The following is a 14,212-nucleotide window of genomic DNA, read 5'->3' as shown; positions in this document are numbered from 1 at the left end:
TTTACTCTTTTTCAGTTTTAATGTTGCTTTTCCATTTTCCGTAGATTTCCTCATATTGATCTGAGAGATCCTTTTGTGGCTCCAGGCATTCCAGGCGTTGTAGGTTTTGAAAGGCTTCTTTCAAATTTTTGTAGTAGCCAAAACCATAGGCGGCACCACGAGCGGCACCCTCAGCTCCCGAGGTGTTGTAAAGTTCCAGTTGTGCCTGGGTGGTGTTGCAGAAGATCTCTCTAAATACCGGGCTTAAAAAAAGATTTCCTTTTCCTGCCCGCACGATCTCTCCTGAAGTTCCTAAAGATTTTATTACGTCAAAGCCATAGTTCATGGCAAAAACAATTCCCTCACAGGCCGAACGCACCAGGTGAGGAGGTTGATGAATATTAAAGTTGAGGTTCTCAATTCCCGAATTTGCCTGGCGGTTCTTAAAAATTCGTTCCACTCCGTTGCCAAAGGGATAGAATCGAAGGTCTTCACTGCCGGGTTTTGCTTTTGCAGCTTCAGCATTAAGAAGATCATAAGAAATAAGTTCCCTGCTTCCCACAGACATTATTTTTCTTAACCACTGGTACAATATTCCGGAGCCATTTATAATTCCCAGAAGTCCGTTTCTCTTTTCATCTTCGGTGTTGCTAACGTGAAGAAAAGTGTTTACACGGCTTTCTTCATCATAGATATCTTTGTTGGTCACCGCATATATAACAGCCGAAGTTCCCGCTGTGGTGGCTATCTCGCCGGGATTAAGCACATTCAGTGAAAGTGCGTTGTTAGGTTGATCTCCTGCGCGATAGGTGATCTTAACATCTTTATTTAGTCCCAGCTGGTTCGCTACTTCAGGATCAATTACAGCCTGCTCGCCAAAAGTGGGAACAATTTGTGGTACCAGATCCCTGTCTAGCCCCATCTTTTCCAATATTTCTGTAGCCAATCGGCTTTCAGGGAAGTCCCAAAGGGCAGCTTCAGACAAGCCTGATGATGTGGTTTGCGGGGTACTGGTAAGTTTGGCTGCCAGGAAGTCTCCCGGCAGCATCATGTATTTTGCCTGGGCGTATACCTGTGGTTCATTCTGTTTAACCCAACTCAGTTTTGAGGCGGTAAAGTTGCCGGGGCTGCCTAAGATCTTTTGGTTGCAGTACTTTTCACCTATGGCCTTGTATGCTTCATGACCTACTGCTGCAGCCCTACTGTCGCACCATATTATTGAAGGCCTTACGGGCTCAAGGTTTTCATCGGTAATAACCAGCCCGTGCATTTGGTAAGCAATCCCAATTCCTTTGATTTGCTTCAGGTCATAAGTGTACTGGCTTTTCAGTTTGGCCAGCCCTTGTTGTAAATATTGCCACCAGCTGTTTGGGTCCTGTTCTGCCCATCCAAACTTTGGGGCTTTCATTTCCATTTCAAAATCGGGAGCAGTAACAGCGCATAAGGTCTCACCTTTTTCTGCATCCAGTATAGATAGTTTTATCGAAGAACTACCTAAGTCTATTCCTAAAAAGTGCATAAATGTTTATTTTTTCTTAAGCCAGAGTTCTTCCATATCTTCCAGGGTTCTTCCTTTGGTCTCTGGAACAAACTTCCAGATAAAAAGTAAAGAGAGGAAGGCCATAATACCATAGATCCAGTAAGAGAAACCGTGGTTAAAATGCTCTACAAGAGCCGAATTGTTGTTCATCATTGGGAAAGTCCAGGAAACCATAAGGTTTGCAAGCCATTGTATGGCAACGGCAACGGCCATTACCCCTCGAATCTTGTTTGGGAAAATTTCTGAAAGCAGTACCCAGGTTACCGGTCCCCAAGACATGGCGAAGGCAGCAATATACAGCAGCATGAGCAGGAGGGCGATAAGGCCTTCAGTTTCGGTGTATAGCGCAAAACCGAGGCCTACCATGGCTACAGCCATCACGGCACTACCTATCATCATCAATTTCTTCCTTCCAAAATTGTCTACGGTCATTATGGCAAGCACAGTAAACAGCATGTTTATAGCTCCCACAATAATGGTTTGAAGCATGGAAGCATCTGTTTCCATTCCCATACCCCTAAAGATTTCGGGAGCGTAATACAGCACCACGTTGATTCCCACAAACTGTTGGAAAACAGAGAGAAGGATCCCTATAATTACCACGCCCCAGCCAAAAGACAGCCAGTGCGATTTTGTGCGGCCAAAAGAAGCTTTAATTTCAGCCAGAATTCGGGTTGCCGTTTCCGGGCCGTTTAACCTGGTGAGCACCTTCATAGCGTCTGCCTCATTGCCTTTCATGGTCTGGAACCTTGGGGTTTTAGGCACAAAGAATAAGAAGAGCAGGAAGAGTAAAGCGGGGATGCCTTCAGAAAGGAACATATACCTCCATCCGGTTTCATTGATCCATAATTCTGTTTGTCCGCTAACAATAAAGTAGTTTACAAAATAAACCACCAGCATTCCTGTAACGATTGCGAACTGGTTAAAAGAAACGAGTTGCCCCCTGATGTTGGCAGGTGCCATTTCGGCTATGTACATTGGTGCAAGCATACTTGCCAGTCCTACCCCTATACCTCCAACAATCCTGTAAATAATAAATGCAGTAAGATCGTTACCGGGAAAGATGTTCATGGCTTCGGGATAGGAAGAACCAATGGCAGAAATTAGGAACAACAGGGCTGCAATGATCAATCCGTTCCTGCGGCCAATGGTATTTGCAACATTGTCTCCCAGTGAAGCCCCTATAATACATCCTACAAGGGCGCTACTTACCATAAATCCCAGAATTGAGTTCCTGAGGTTTTCGGTAAGTACATTAGGTAGTGTGAGGAACTGGAAATAAAAAATAGCGCCCCCAAAGATCAAAATTCCTGCAATTATTGCATAGGCTTTGTTCTTCCTGAAGAACTTGAGAATAAAGTCTGCAAACAATACACCTATCGCCAATATACACAGACTTATGGTAACCTTGAACTGAAAGATCGTGTCTTCAGCAAATGAAGGACTGTTTTCGAGAGAAGTGATAAAGAAATTTTCGAGAGCGCCTACGGCTCCAGATATCACCGCAGTATCATAGCCGAATAACAGGCCTCCTAAACTGGCTACTATGGTGATAAGATAAACGCTTGATTTACTTGTGTGGGTTGTGGCCATCTTATTTGGATATCTTATGGTTTAATTGACTACAAGTTTAAATATTAATTTTTACTTTAGCAATTATTTACTGCTAATATTAAAATATTCTTAAAATTTACTTCTGTGGCTGGCCAGCTCCCGTAATACAGTAGTAAACAAGAAGCTCTGTAACAACAATGAAGAAAGAATTATTGGATATCGAAACCGGAGAATTGATTTCAACATCAGTTATGAGTTCAATAACTATTGACTGTACTATTTTCGGTTTCGAAAATGGCAGTTTGGAGGTGCTTCTTGTAAAGCATGCAAAAGGGATAAGTAAAGGAAAGTGGGGTTTGCCGGGAGGCTGGATCCAGGAGGTAGAAAGTATAGATGCAGCGGCTCACCGGCTTTTAAGGGAATTAACGGGGCTAGACAATATCTACCTGGAGCAGCTTAAAGCTTTTGGAGAGCCAGATCGTTTCCCCTTGGGCCGGGTGATCACCGTAGGCTATTACGCCCTTGTAAAACGTGAAGATTACAGCGTAAAGGCCGGTTTTACTGCTTCGGAAGCAAAGTGGTTCAAAATTAAAGATGTGCCCGAATTAATTTATGATCACACCCAAATCCTTGATTATAGCATCCGGAACCTTCGGAAAAGGGTGCGACAGGCACCAATAGGATTTAACCTTCTGCCCGAAAAATTTACCCTCCTTCAGCTCATGCAGCTATATCAGGAGATTCTGAATGTGGAGATGGACAAGCCAAACTTCCGAAGAAAATTTTTGAGAATGAAGCTTTTGGTCGATATCAACGAGAAGCAGAAAGATGTTTCCCACCGGGCTGCCAAACTCTATAAATTCGATCATAAAACCTATCAGAAACTCACCGAAAAAGGTTTTAATTTCGAGTTTTAATATAGCAGATAATCAAACAAATAAGGCTGTAGTTGCGCAAGTTTATTTATATTTGCTGGTATCTGCAAAATAACCGGCTGTTGTTATTTCCAAGCTGTATTCCATGAAGAAAAAAGAAGTGACTATCTATGATTTGGCCAAAGAGCTGAATTTTTCCCCTTCTACCGTTTCCCGCGCTTTGAACAACCACAAAAGTATAGGGAAAAAAACCACCAGGGAAATTCAGAAGGCAGCCAAAAGGATGGGGTACAGGCCAAATTCCATTGCAGCCTCCCTGCGGAGTAACAAAAGCAAGACTATAGGTATTCTAATTGCCCGCATCAACAGCCCTTTTATGTCCACTCTTATAAGCGGTATTGAAGATGCGGCGCGTAAAGCTAATTACAACGTGCTCATAAGTCAGTCTAACGAAAGCTATGAGAATGAAGTGAGGAATGCCAAAGCCTTATATGATAGCCGGGTAGGCGGGGTGATTGCCTCACTTGCCATGGAAACTACAGATACCTCTCATTTTAAGCAGTTTCTCGACAAGAATATCCCGGTTGTTTTTGTAGACCGGGTGCCAAAAGAATTCAATTCCTATCGTGTGGTCATCGATAATTACGCTGCGGGGTATCGCGCCACAAAACACCTTATTGAACAGGGGTGTAAAAGGATTGCCCATTTTGCCGGTGCGCCACATGTGAATGTTTATAACATGCGAAAAAAGGGATATTTTGATGCCCTTTTAGAAAACGGACTTGAAGTTGATGAGAGCCTGGTTTTTAATCTTAAAACCATGAGTTCTGCGGAAGGCTGGGAGGCCACTGAAAAACTACTGAACATGTCCAATCCGCCCGATGGTATTTTCTCTTCAAACGACAGTTCAGCCGTGAGTGCCATTCGCTGTGCCAGGCAAAAAGGGATAAAAATACCTGAAGAACTGGCAATTATTGGGTTTAATGATGATCCTGTGGCTTCTATTATTGAGCCTGCATTATCTACTATTTCCCATCCTGCAAGGCGAATGGGGGAAATTTCGGCCTTGAGAATTCTAGAACATTCAAAAGAAAACCTCGGCTCCAGCGTGTCTGAAATTACCATGCTGGATACCGAGGTCATTGTTCGCGATTCGAGCAAAAGGCTGCCTTAGCCCTTCACTTTTGAGGTTTTTATTTGTTAAATGTTGGGTTCAAATCCTGCTCCGGGAATTCTAAAAATTAAAATATTCTTTTGCGTTGTAGTAGCAAATATCCTGAATAATCTTTCCGGTCCATTCAAGGTCTTCGGGTAATTCTCTTTTTTGAATGGCATTGCCAAAATAGTTGCATAAAATCCTTCTGAAGTATTCATGCCTCGGGAAGGAAAGAAAACTCCTGCTGTCAGTTAACATCCCCACAAAGCAGCTTATAAGCCCCATATTTGAGATCGTGGTTAACTGCTTCTCAATGCCGTCTTTTTGATCCAGGAACCACCAGGCCGAGCCGTGCTGTATCTTTCCTTTTTGGGTGTCACCCATGAAATTTCCGGCCATTGTCGCCATTACTTCATTTTCTGAAGGGTTTACGTTATACAGGATAGTCTTAGGCAGGGAATCCAGCCTGTTCAGGGAATCTAGATACCTGGCCAGGGGCTTTGCCTGTTGAAAATCTCCAATGCTGTCAACCCCGGCGTCTGCACCCAGTTGTTCCAGCATTTTGGTATTGGTGTTGCGAATAGGGCCAAGATGTAACTGCATGGTCCAGTTCCTTTCAGCATACATCTTTCCCAGGTGATGCATTAGCGCCGATTTGTAAACTAAAACTTCAGCGGGGGTGGGTTGCTCCCCGGCAAATTTCTTCTTGAGGATGTTGTTGATCTCTTCTTCGGTAAAATCTTCAGCACAGGCACAGTCCAAACCGTGGTCAGAAAGACGGCAGCCATTATCATGAAAATAGCTTACCCTGCTATTTGCCGCGTCGAGTAATGTCTGGAAATCTGTAATCCCAATGCCGGTCTGTTCTGAAATTTTGTTCAGGTAATCGTTGAAATCTTCTTGTTCAATTCCCAAAAATTTATCGGGCCTAAACGTGGGCAGGATTTTAATTTCAAAGTTTTCCTCTGCAATTTTCTGGTGATGCTCAAGTTCATCTGCTGGGTCATCTGTGGTGCAAACCACTTCCACATTCATTTTACGTAGTAGGTTGCGTACCGAAAATTCGGGGGTGGAGATCAGTTTGTTGCATTGATCATAAATTTTTCCGGCGTTTGAAGGATCCAGAAGTTCGTCAATCCCAAAATACCTCTTCAGCTCCAAATGTGTCCAGTGATACAACGGGTTCATGAGCGTGTAGGGAATAGTCTCGGCCCACTTCTGAAATTTCTCTTTATCACCTGCCTTTCCCGTAATGTATTTTTCTTCTATGCCCAGGGCTCTCATGGCCCGCCATTTATAGTGATCGCCTGCTATCCAGAGTTGCGTAAGGTTCTCAAAAATGCGGTTTTCGGCAATGTCTTTTGCCGAAAGGTGGCAGTGGTAATCTATAAGGGGCAAAAATTTTGCTTTCTCGTGGTATAATTTCCTGGCATATTCGGTCTCCAGGAGAAAGTTCTCGTCTATAAAATTCTTCATTTTAATTGTCTTGTGGAATTACCTTAATCGAAATTCGGCTTCCTTTAAAGTTTTACCAAGTTCATTACTTCTTTTTCCCGGGCTTGAGCCGCCAATATAAATTTTGAACTCTCCCGATTCCAGTACTCTTTCGCCCTCGTTGTTAACAAGTTCCATCATCTGCGGAGTAACTTCAAATTCTACTTCCTTTGAAGCGCCGGGCTCCAGTGCAATCCTTTGTATTCCGAAAAGTTGTGATTTGGGAGTTCTTGCCGAAGCTTTAAGGTCAGAAACATATAACTGAACAACTTCTTCTGCTTTTCTGTCTCCTGAATTTGTTACTTTAACTTTTGCTGTTAAAGATTTGCCTTTTTTAAGCCTGTTGTTTGAAAGTTTGATTTCTGAATAATCAAAATTGGTGTAACTAAGGCCGTACCCAAATGGATACATAGGCTCTTCGTTCATGTATTTATAAGTTCTCCCTTCCATGGAATAATCTTCATAAGCCGGAAGGTCTGCAAGAGACTTAGGAAAGGTAATGGGCAGTCTGCCCGAGGGGGAAACTTTTCCGAAGATAACATCGGCCACCGCGTTTCCGCCTTCCTCGCCGGGGTACCACACCAGGAGAACTGCATCTGCGAGTTCGTGCACTTCCTGCAAATTCATGGGGCTTCCTCCGGTGATTACTGCTATTACAGGATTTTCTCCGGCAGCTTCATTCAGTTTCCTGAGGTAGTCTATCTGGTTGGCCGGAATGTTGTAATCTAACCTGTCTCCAAAAGTTTCGGAAGCAATAGATTCTCCTTCTTCCCCTTCAAGAACGCCCGATATTCCCAAAACTGCTATAGTAGCGTCACTGTTGGCTGCGTTGGGGGAAGCCCAGTCCTGCGGATTTGCATTTGGGCGGTCGAGCAAAGTTCCCTGCCTGTACTGCATCTGGCTCTGTGGTGCTATTGCTCCTGCCAGCCCTTCCAGAATTGTCACCATGTCTGGATTTATCCCGTGATAATTGCCCAGTAGTACTTCTATACTTGTGGCATTAGGCCCGGTGACAAAGTACTTGGAAAGGTCATTTTTGAGAGGTAATGCCCCGTTGTTCTTTAGCAACACCAGCGATTTTTGTGCTGTTTCCCTGGCCAGCGCCCTGTGTCCTTTAGTATTCAGGTTTTCTGCGGAAAGCCGGGAGTAGGGATTGGCATCTGCAGGGTCAAAAAGGCCAAGATTGAACTTTGTTTTTAGAAGTACCTTCAGGCGTTCATCTACTTCGGCTTCCGTGACCAGCCCTTTTTCAACTGCCTCGACCAGGCTGGGGTAATAGGTGCTTCCGCAGTTGAGGTCAACGCCGTGTTTTACGGCCATTGCAGCTGCTTCTGCCGGTGTTTCCACAACCTTATGGCCTTCGTAGAAGTCTACAAGGGCCCAACAGTCGCTTACCACGTGCCCCTTGAAGTTCCATTGATCCCTCAGTACCTCCTGGAGCAGGTATTTATTGGCGCAACATGGCTCCCCGTTGGTAGCGTTATAGGCGCACATGATGGTTTCTACATCTGCATCTACCAGAGCTTTAAAAGCGGGCAAATACGTTTCCCACATATCTTTTTGCGAAGCCACTGCATTAAACTCATGCCTCAGTTTTTCGGGGCCGCTGTGTACGGCATAGTGCTTGGCTGCAGCAGCAGTTTTGAGATATTTTGGATGATCTCCCTGTAAGCCTTTTACAAAGGCGGTTCCCAGTTTGGCAGTCAAAAAGGGATCTTCTCCATAAGTTTCCTGGCCTCTTCCCCAACGCGGGTCCCTAAAAATATTGATATTGGGCGTCCAGAAGGTGAGTCCGCTGTACTGCCGGCGGTAGCCGTTTTTTACTGCTGTATTGTGAGTTGCGCGTGCTTCATCCGAAATTGCTGTGGCCACCCTTAAGATAAGATCTTCGTCAAAGGTAGCGCCCATGCCTATAGCCTGGGGGAAAACCGTGGCCACCCCCGATCTTCCAATGCCGTGAAGGGCTTCATTCCACCAGTTGTACTCAGGAATACCCAGCCTCTCAACAGCAGGGCTGTCGTGCATCATCTGTCCGGCTTTTTCCTCTAAAGTCAATCGGTTGATTAAATCCTGCACCCTTTCTTCTGTAGAAAGTTCCGGATTGGTAAACGGGAAGTTGTTATCCTCAGTCTTTTGCTGACCCCACAAAAGGCAGGGTATACATAGAATCGCTATTATTAAAGGCTCAAAAATAGATCTTTTCATAATTGATTGGGTTTTGGCAACATTATAAAAGTAAGTGTTGCCTAACAAATTACGCATAAAAATAAATTATGCGCAACCGATTGCGTGATTTATTTTGCAGCATGCTTTTTTTTGCCTAATTTTCGCATGACAACTGCGTTCAATTTTGTTTTACCTCCATTAGTTTTAAAATTATGTTCTCAAAACAATTCCCCTTACTTATTTTCATGCTGCTCTTTTCACTGTGCGCTTCAGCTCAAAAAGGATATGATCTCTGGTTGCAATACGATCCTGTTGAAAAAGATTTAAAAGACCAATACCGGGGGCAAATAAATACTGTGGTTCCCTATGGGAAGGGCGAAACCTTAAATGTTGCTGTGCTTGAACTTCAAAAGGCCTATGAAGGTTTCTTTCAGAAGAAATTAGAGAAATCTATCTCCATTGGAGGCCAGGACGTGGTAATAGGTGTCAAAAATGATCTTCCGCCCTATGTGCTTCCTTCAGTAAATAATGAGCTCACCCAGATCAATTCTGAAGGCTTTGTCATTAAAAAGATATTTATCGGGAATACTCCGGTTACGGTGATCACCGCTCAGTCACCTCAGGGAGTGCTGTATGGTGTGTTCAGGTTTATCAGGGAAATTCAGCTGAGAAAAAGTCTGGAAAATATAAATATTGTCGATTCTCCAAAGATCCAGAAGCGCGTTTTAAACCACTGGGATAATCTTGACCGCACCGTAGAAAGAGGCTACGCGGGTTTTTCTATTTGGGACTGGCATCACCTGCCCGAACTTATTAAGCCCGAGTATGTTGATTATGCCCGTGCAAATGCTTCTATAGGAATTAACGGAACTGTACTTACCAATGTAAATGCAAGTTCGGTGGTGCTCACGCCCCAATACATTGAAAAGGTAAAGGCCCTAGCCGATGTTTTCAGGCCTTATGGCATACAGGTGTATCTCACAGCCCGTTTTTCTTCTCCGCTGGAATTGGGAGATCTTGATACGGCCGATCCTTTGAATCCTGAAGTCCGTCAATGGTGGAAGGATAAAGCTGATGAGATCTATGCCCAAATCCCCGATTTTGGCGGCTTCCTGGTCAAAGCAAATTCTGAAGGTCAGCCGGGGCCCAATAACTACGGAAGATCTCATGTAGACGGGGCCAATATGCTTGCCGAAGCAGTAGCGCCTCATAAAGGTATTGTGATGTGGAGGGCTTTTGTGTATTCTGAACACGATCCCGATGACAGGGCAAAGCAGGCATACTCTGAGTTTGTGCCTTTTGACGGGCAGTTTCATGACAATGTTTTGGTGCAGGTAAAAAACGGGGCTATAGATTTTCAGCCAAGGGAGCCGTTTCATCCCATTTTTGGAGCCATGCCCAAAACGCCTCTAATGATGGAATTTCAAATTACCCAGGAATATCTCGGCTTCAGTTCACACCTGGTTTTTCTTCCGAAGTTATTTGAAGAGGTATTAGATGAAGACACTTTTGTACAGGGCGAAGGTGCTACAGTTGCCAAAGTTATAGATGGCAGTCTTAACAATAAGAAGTTAACCGGAATGGCCGGCGTGGCCAATATAGGAACTGCAAAGAACTGGACAGGCCACCCCTTTGGGCAGGCCAACTGGTATGGCTTTGGACGACTGGCCTGGGATCCTTATACAGATTCTGAAGAGATCGCAAAAGAATGGCTGAAAATGACATTTTCGAAAGACAGGGCTTTTGTGGAGCAAATGACCGAAGTGTTGCTTAATTCGCGGGAAGCCGTGGTGAATTATATGACGCCCTTAGGCCTTCATCACATTATGGATACAGGGCATCATTACGGGCCCGGCCCATGGGTAGGTAACCTCGACAGGCCAGAGTGGAACCCGGTGTACTATCACAGGGCCGATTCCCTGGGGGTGGGTTTTGACCGAACTGCCCCGGGCAGCAATGCCCTTTCTCAATATGCGGAACCCATTCGGGAGATGTACAGTTCGCCCGAGACCACACCCGAAAAATACCTGCTTTGGTTTCATCACCTGCCCTGGGATTACCAGATGAAGAATGGAAAAACCCTTTGGTACAACATGGCAGCAAAATATCAGCAGGGAGTAGAAGATGTTGAAGAAATGATCAATACCTGGAATGAGATGCAGGGATATGTAGATGATCAGAGATTTGAGCAGACTCAAATGCTGCTGCAAATTCAATTAAAAGAAGCTAAATGGTGGCGAAATGCCGTGCTTCTCTATTTTCAACAGTTTTCGGGAATGGAACTGCCCGATTTTATTCCTGAACCCGAACATGACTTAAAATATTATAAATCACTGGAATTCCCTTATGCCCCCGGCATAAGCCCTTCCTGGCATTAATTCAACTATGAACAAAAATTTAACAGCCCTTGTTACCGGCGCAAATGCCGGACTGGGATTTGCAACTGCAAAAAAATTCTGTGACCACGGAATTACCACTTATGTGAACGGAAGGAATAAAGAAAAAACGCTGCAGGCCTGTAAAGATTTAGGCCCCAACGCCAAACCTTTTATTCTTGACCTTAATAATCTCGATGAAATACCTGAAGCCATAGCAAAACTGGCTGAAGAAGCCGGCAAGATCGACATCCTGGTGAACAATGCCGGGATCAACATGAAAAAAGAATTTTTAGAAGTAACCAACGATGAATTCCAGAATATTCTACACACCAATGTGGTGGCGCTTTTTGCAGTGAGCAGGGAAGTGGTAAAGGTGATGAAGAAGAATAATTCGGGCAGTATCATCAATATAAGTTCCATGGCTGCTCAATACGGCATTCCAAAGGTGATAGCCTATTCTGCCAGCAAAACAGCTATAGATGGCATGACGCGTGCCATGGCGGTAGACCTGGCACAGTTTGGAATTCGGGTGAACGCCGTGGCTCCCGGGTTTATCAAAACCAACATGTCGGGCAAAGCCCTTGATAATGATCCCGAGAGAAAGAACAGGGTGCTGTCAAGAACACCCATGGGCAAACTTGGGGAACCTTCAGACGTGGCCGATGCCGTGTTCTATTTCGCAACTTCAGAATCAAAATTTACAACCGGCACCGTTCTTCCGGTAGATGGTGGAAATTCAATAGGCTTTTAGGATGTATAAAATGACGCAAACCATGCGATGGTACGGCCCCAATGATGTACTGTCGCTAAAAGAACTCAAGCAGGCCGGGATCTCGGGGATAGTAACCGCCCTGCATGAAATCCCGGTAGGGGAAATATGGTCCAAAAATGCCATTTTAGAGAGGAAATCAGCCATTGAAGCTCATGGGCTGCAGTGGAGCGTGATTGAGAGCTTGCCGGTGCATGAAGACATCAAAAAAGCTTCAGGAAATTATAAGGTTTATATAGAAAATTACAAGGAAAGCCTGAAAAATATCGGGAAATGCGGAATACCAGTGGTGGCTTATAATTTTATGCCCATTCTTGACTGGGTGAGGACCGAGCATTATGCCGAAAATGAAGAGGGAGCATTCGTGCTGGAATACGACCCCGTAAAATTTGCTTTTTTTGACCTCTTTCTGCTGAAAAGACCTTCTGCTGAAAAAGATCATGCTGAAGATGTTATTTCAGCAGCAAAACAACTTCAAAAACAGATTTCAGAAGAAGAGAAAGCAGAACTTTTCCGAAGTATTCTTTTAGGTTTGCCCGGAAGTACAGAAAACTTCACCCCAGAAGTCATTTTAGAGCAGCTGGAATCTTACCGGCACATTAATGAAGAAAAACTGAGGGAAAACCTTGTGAGTTTTCTTTCAGAAGTGGCGCCTGTGGCCGAAGAAGCCGGTGTGCAGCTCGCCATACACCCCGATGATCCGCCATTTCCCGTACTGGGGCTGCCCAGAGTGGTAAGCACCCGTGACGATATTGAGCATATCCTGGAGAAAGTGGATATTAAAGCTAACGGATTGTGCTATTGTACGGGCTCATTGGGATCGCACCCCAAAAATGACCTTTTGGAGATCCTGGAAAGTTTTAAAGATAGAATACATTTTCTTCACCTTCGAAGTGTGCGCAAAGAGGCAAATGGCGTGTTCAGGGAATCAAATCACCTGGATGGCGATGCCCCTATGAGCAGGATTGTGAAGAATATCCTCCTGCTTATGCAGCAAAGAGGGCAAAGCCTGCCCATGCGGCCAGATCACGGGTACCTTCATAGCATGGAGAGGGATAAAAAATATTATGCCGGTTACTCCTACATAGGCAGGCTTAAAGGCCTGGCCGAATTGCGGGGATTGGAAAAAGGACTGGAAGAAACAATAAAATAAAGCAATGGCATATTTAAAAGTAATGAAAAATGCAGCCCTTGCCCTGCTTATCACAGGTGGGGTTTTGGGGTGTAAATCGACCACAGAAGAAAAAGAAGCCGAACCGGTTGTACAGAACGGCCAGAATGCAACACAGCAAAAGGGGCTGAAAGATTACTACAAAGACTATTTTCCCGTTGGGGTGGCAGTTGCGCCAAATACCGTAGAGGGTGAGTCGGCAGAACTTCTGCTTGCGCATTTTAATAGCATGACTCCCGAAAATGTCATGAAAATGGGGCCCATCCACCCCGAAAAAAACAGGTTTCACTGGGAAGATGCCGATAAGATCGCCGCTTTTGCCCGAGAGCATGATCTAAAAATGCGGGGCCATGCTTTGGTTTGGCACCAACAGGCCGGTGACTGGATCTTTGAAGATGAAAACGGAAAACAGGTTGACAGGGAAGAGCTGCTTGGCAGGATGAAAACCCATATAGATTCGGTAGTGAGCCGCTATAAAGGTACCATCTACGCATGGGATGTGGTGAATGAAGCCATTTCTGATAACCCCGATGAATTACTTCGGAAGTCAGCCTGGCTGGAAATTATAGGCGAAGATTTCATTGCCAAAGCCTTTGAGTATGCCCGTGCGGCCGATCCTGATGCGAAACTCTACTATAATGACTATAATGCCATTATTCCTGAAAAACGGGACAGGATCTACAAAATGCTAAAGTCCCTTGTAGAAAATGATGTGCCTATAGACGGGGTTGGTATTCAGGGGCACTGGTCAATTTTTGGCCCTTCCGAAGAAGAATTGCGAAAGGCGCTTGATATGTACTCTTCGCTGGGGCTTGAGGTGCAAATCACCGAACTTGATGTCTCCCTTTATCCGTGGGAAAAAGATCAGCGGGAATTAAAACCCGGAGAATCGGATGAATTTACACCAGAGCTGGAACAGAAACAGCTAGAAGCTTACGATATGTTTTTTGAAGTCTTTAGAGATTACAAAGATGTGCTTACAGGCGTGACTTTCTGGAACCTGTCTGACAGGTATTCCTGGTTAGATCATTACCCGGTAGAGGGAAGAAAGAATTACCCTTTGCTGTTTGATGAAGAATTTAAGCCAAAAAATGCTTATTATGAAGTAATCAATTTCGAAGAGGAATAAA

At 44.6% G+C, this 14,212-nt stretch carries 10 protein-coding genes; 6 read left to right on the top strand and 4 right to left on the bottom strand.

Annotated features, from left to right (window positions below):
• Position 1: 1 nt before the first annotated feature.
• Both JRG66_RS04170 and xylE read right to left on the bottom strand, forming a co-directional pair.
• Complete coding sequence (locus tag JRG66_RS04170) at positions 2 to 1,498, bottom strand: xylulokinase (RefSeq protein WP_265164490.1); 1,497 nt, start codon at positions 1,496 to 1,498, stop codon at positions 2 to 4.
• Positions 1,499 to 1,504: 6 nt separating this feature from the next.
• On the bottom strand, positions 1,505 to 3,112 hold the full coding sequence (gene xylE / locus JRG66_RS04165; RefSeq protein ID WP_265164489.1) for a D-xylose transporter XylE: 1,608 nt from the start codon (positions 3,110 to 3,112) through the stop codon (positions 1,505 to 1,507).
• Positions 3,113 to 3,270: 158 nt separating this feature from the next.
• Here xylE and JRG66_RS04160 point away from each other — a divergent pair, with 158 nt between their 5' ends.
• A complete protein-coding gene (locus tag JRG66_RS04160) occupies positions 3,271 to 3,990 on the top strand; it encodes an NUDIX hydrolase (protein ID WP_265164488.1) in 720 nt (239 codons plus the stop codon).
• A 103-nt stretch (positions 3,991 to 4,093) separates the two neighbouring features.
• Positions 4,094 to 5,122, top strand: coding sequence for a LacI family DNA-binding transcriptional regulator (locus JRG66_RS04155; RefSeq protein ID WP_265164487.1), 1,029 nt, complete (start codon positions 4,094 to 4,096; stop codon positions 5,120 to 5,122).
• 60 nt (positions 5,123 to 5,182) lie between these two features.
• On the opposite strand, the gene uxaC is transcribed toward JRG66_RS04155, so the two are convergent.
• Both uxaC and JRG66_RS04145 read right to left on the bottom strand, forming a co-directional pair.
• A complete protein-coding gene (uxaC, locus tag JRG66_RS04150) occupies positions 5,183 to 6,580 on the bottom strand; it encodes a glucuronate isomerase (protein WP_265164486.1) in 1,398 nt (465 codons plus the stop codon).
• Positions 6,581 to 6,598: 18 nt separating this feature from the next.
• Positions 6,599 to 8,803 carry a glycoside hydrolase family 3 N-terminal domain-containing protein gene (locus tag JRG66_RS04145; protein WP_265164485.1) on the bottom strand — a complete coding sequence of 735 codons (2,205 nt, stop codon included), beginning with the start codon at positions 8,801 to 8,803 and terminating at the stop codon, positions 6,599 to 6,601.
• A 173-nt stretch (positions 8,804 to 8,976) separates the two neighbouring features.
• Here JRG66_RS04145 and JRG66_RS04140 point away from each other — a divergent pair, with 173 nt between their 5' ends.
• The 4 genes from JRG66_RS04140 to JRG66_RS04125 are packed head-to-tail and all read left to right on the top strand — an operon-like array spanning position 8,977 to position 14,211.
• Positions 8,977 to 11,142: an alpha-glucuronidase family glycosyl hydrolase gene (locus JRG66_RS04140; RefSeq protein WP_265164484.1), complete on the top strand. Its 2,166-nt coding sequence runs from the start codon at positions 8,977 to 8,979 to the stop codon at positions 11,140 to 11,142.
• Between the two features lie 7 nt (positions 11,143 to 11,149).
• Positions 11,150 to 11,893, top strand: a complete 744-nt coding sequence (locus JRG66_RS04135) for an SDR family NAD(P)-dependent oxidoreductase (RefSeq protein WP_265164483.1) — start codon at positions 11,150 to 11,152, stop codon at positions 11,891 to 11,893.
• Position 11,894: 1 nt separating this feature from the next.
• Positions 11,895 to 13,064 carry a mannonate dehydratase gene (gene uxuA, locus JRG66_RS04130; protein ID WP_265164482.1) on the top strand — a complete coding sequence of 390 codons (1,170 nt, stop codon included), beginning with the start codon at positions 11,895 to 11,897 and terminating at the stop codon, positions 13,062 to 13,064.
• Positions 13,065 to 13,068: 4 nt separating this feature from the next.
• Positions 13,069 to 14,211, top strand: a complete 1,143-nt coding sequence (locus tag JRG66_RS04125) for an endo-1,4-beta-xylanase (RefSeq protein WP_265164480.1) — start codon at positions 13,069 to 13,071, stop codon at positions 14,209 to 14,211.
• The last annotated feature ends 1 nt before the right edge of the window (position 14,212 follow it).

Source organism: Salinimicrobium tongyeongense, from assembly GCF_026109735.1.
GTDB classification, from domain to species: domain Bacteria; phylum Bacteroidota; class Bacteroidia; order Flavobacteriales; family Flavobacteriaceae; genus Salinimicrobium; species Salinimicrobium tongyeongense.
Note: the sequence above shows the minus strand (reverse complement) of the source record. Positions and strands in the feature narration are given on the sequence as shown.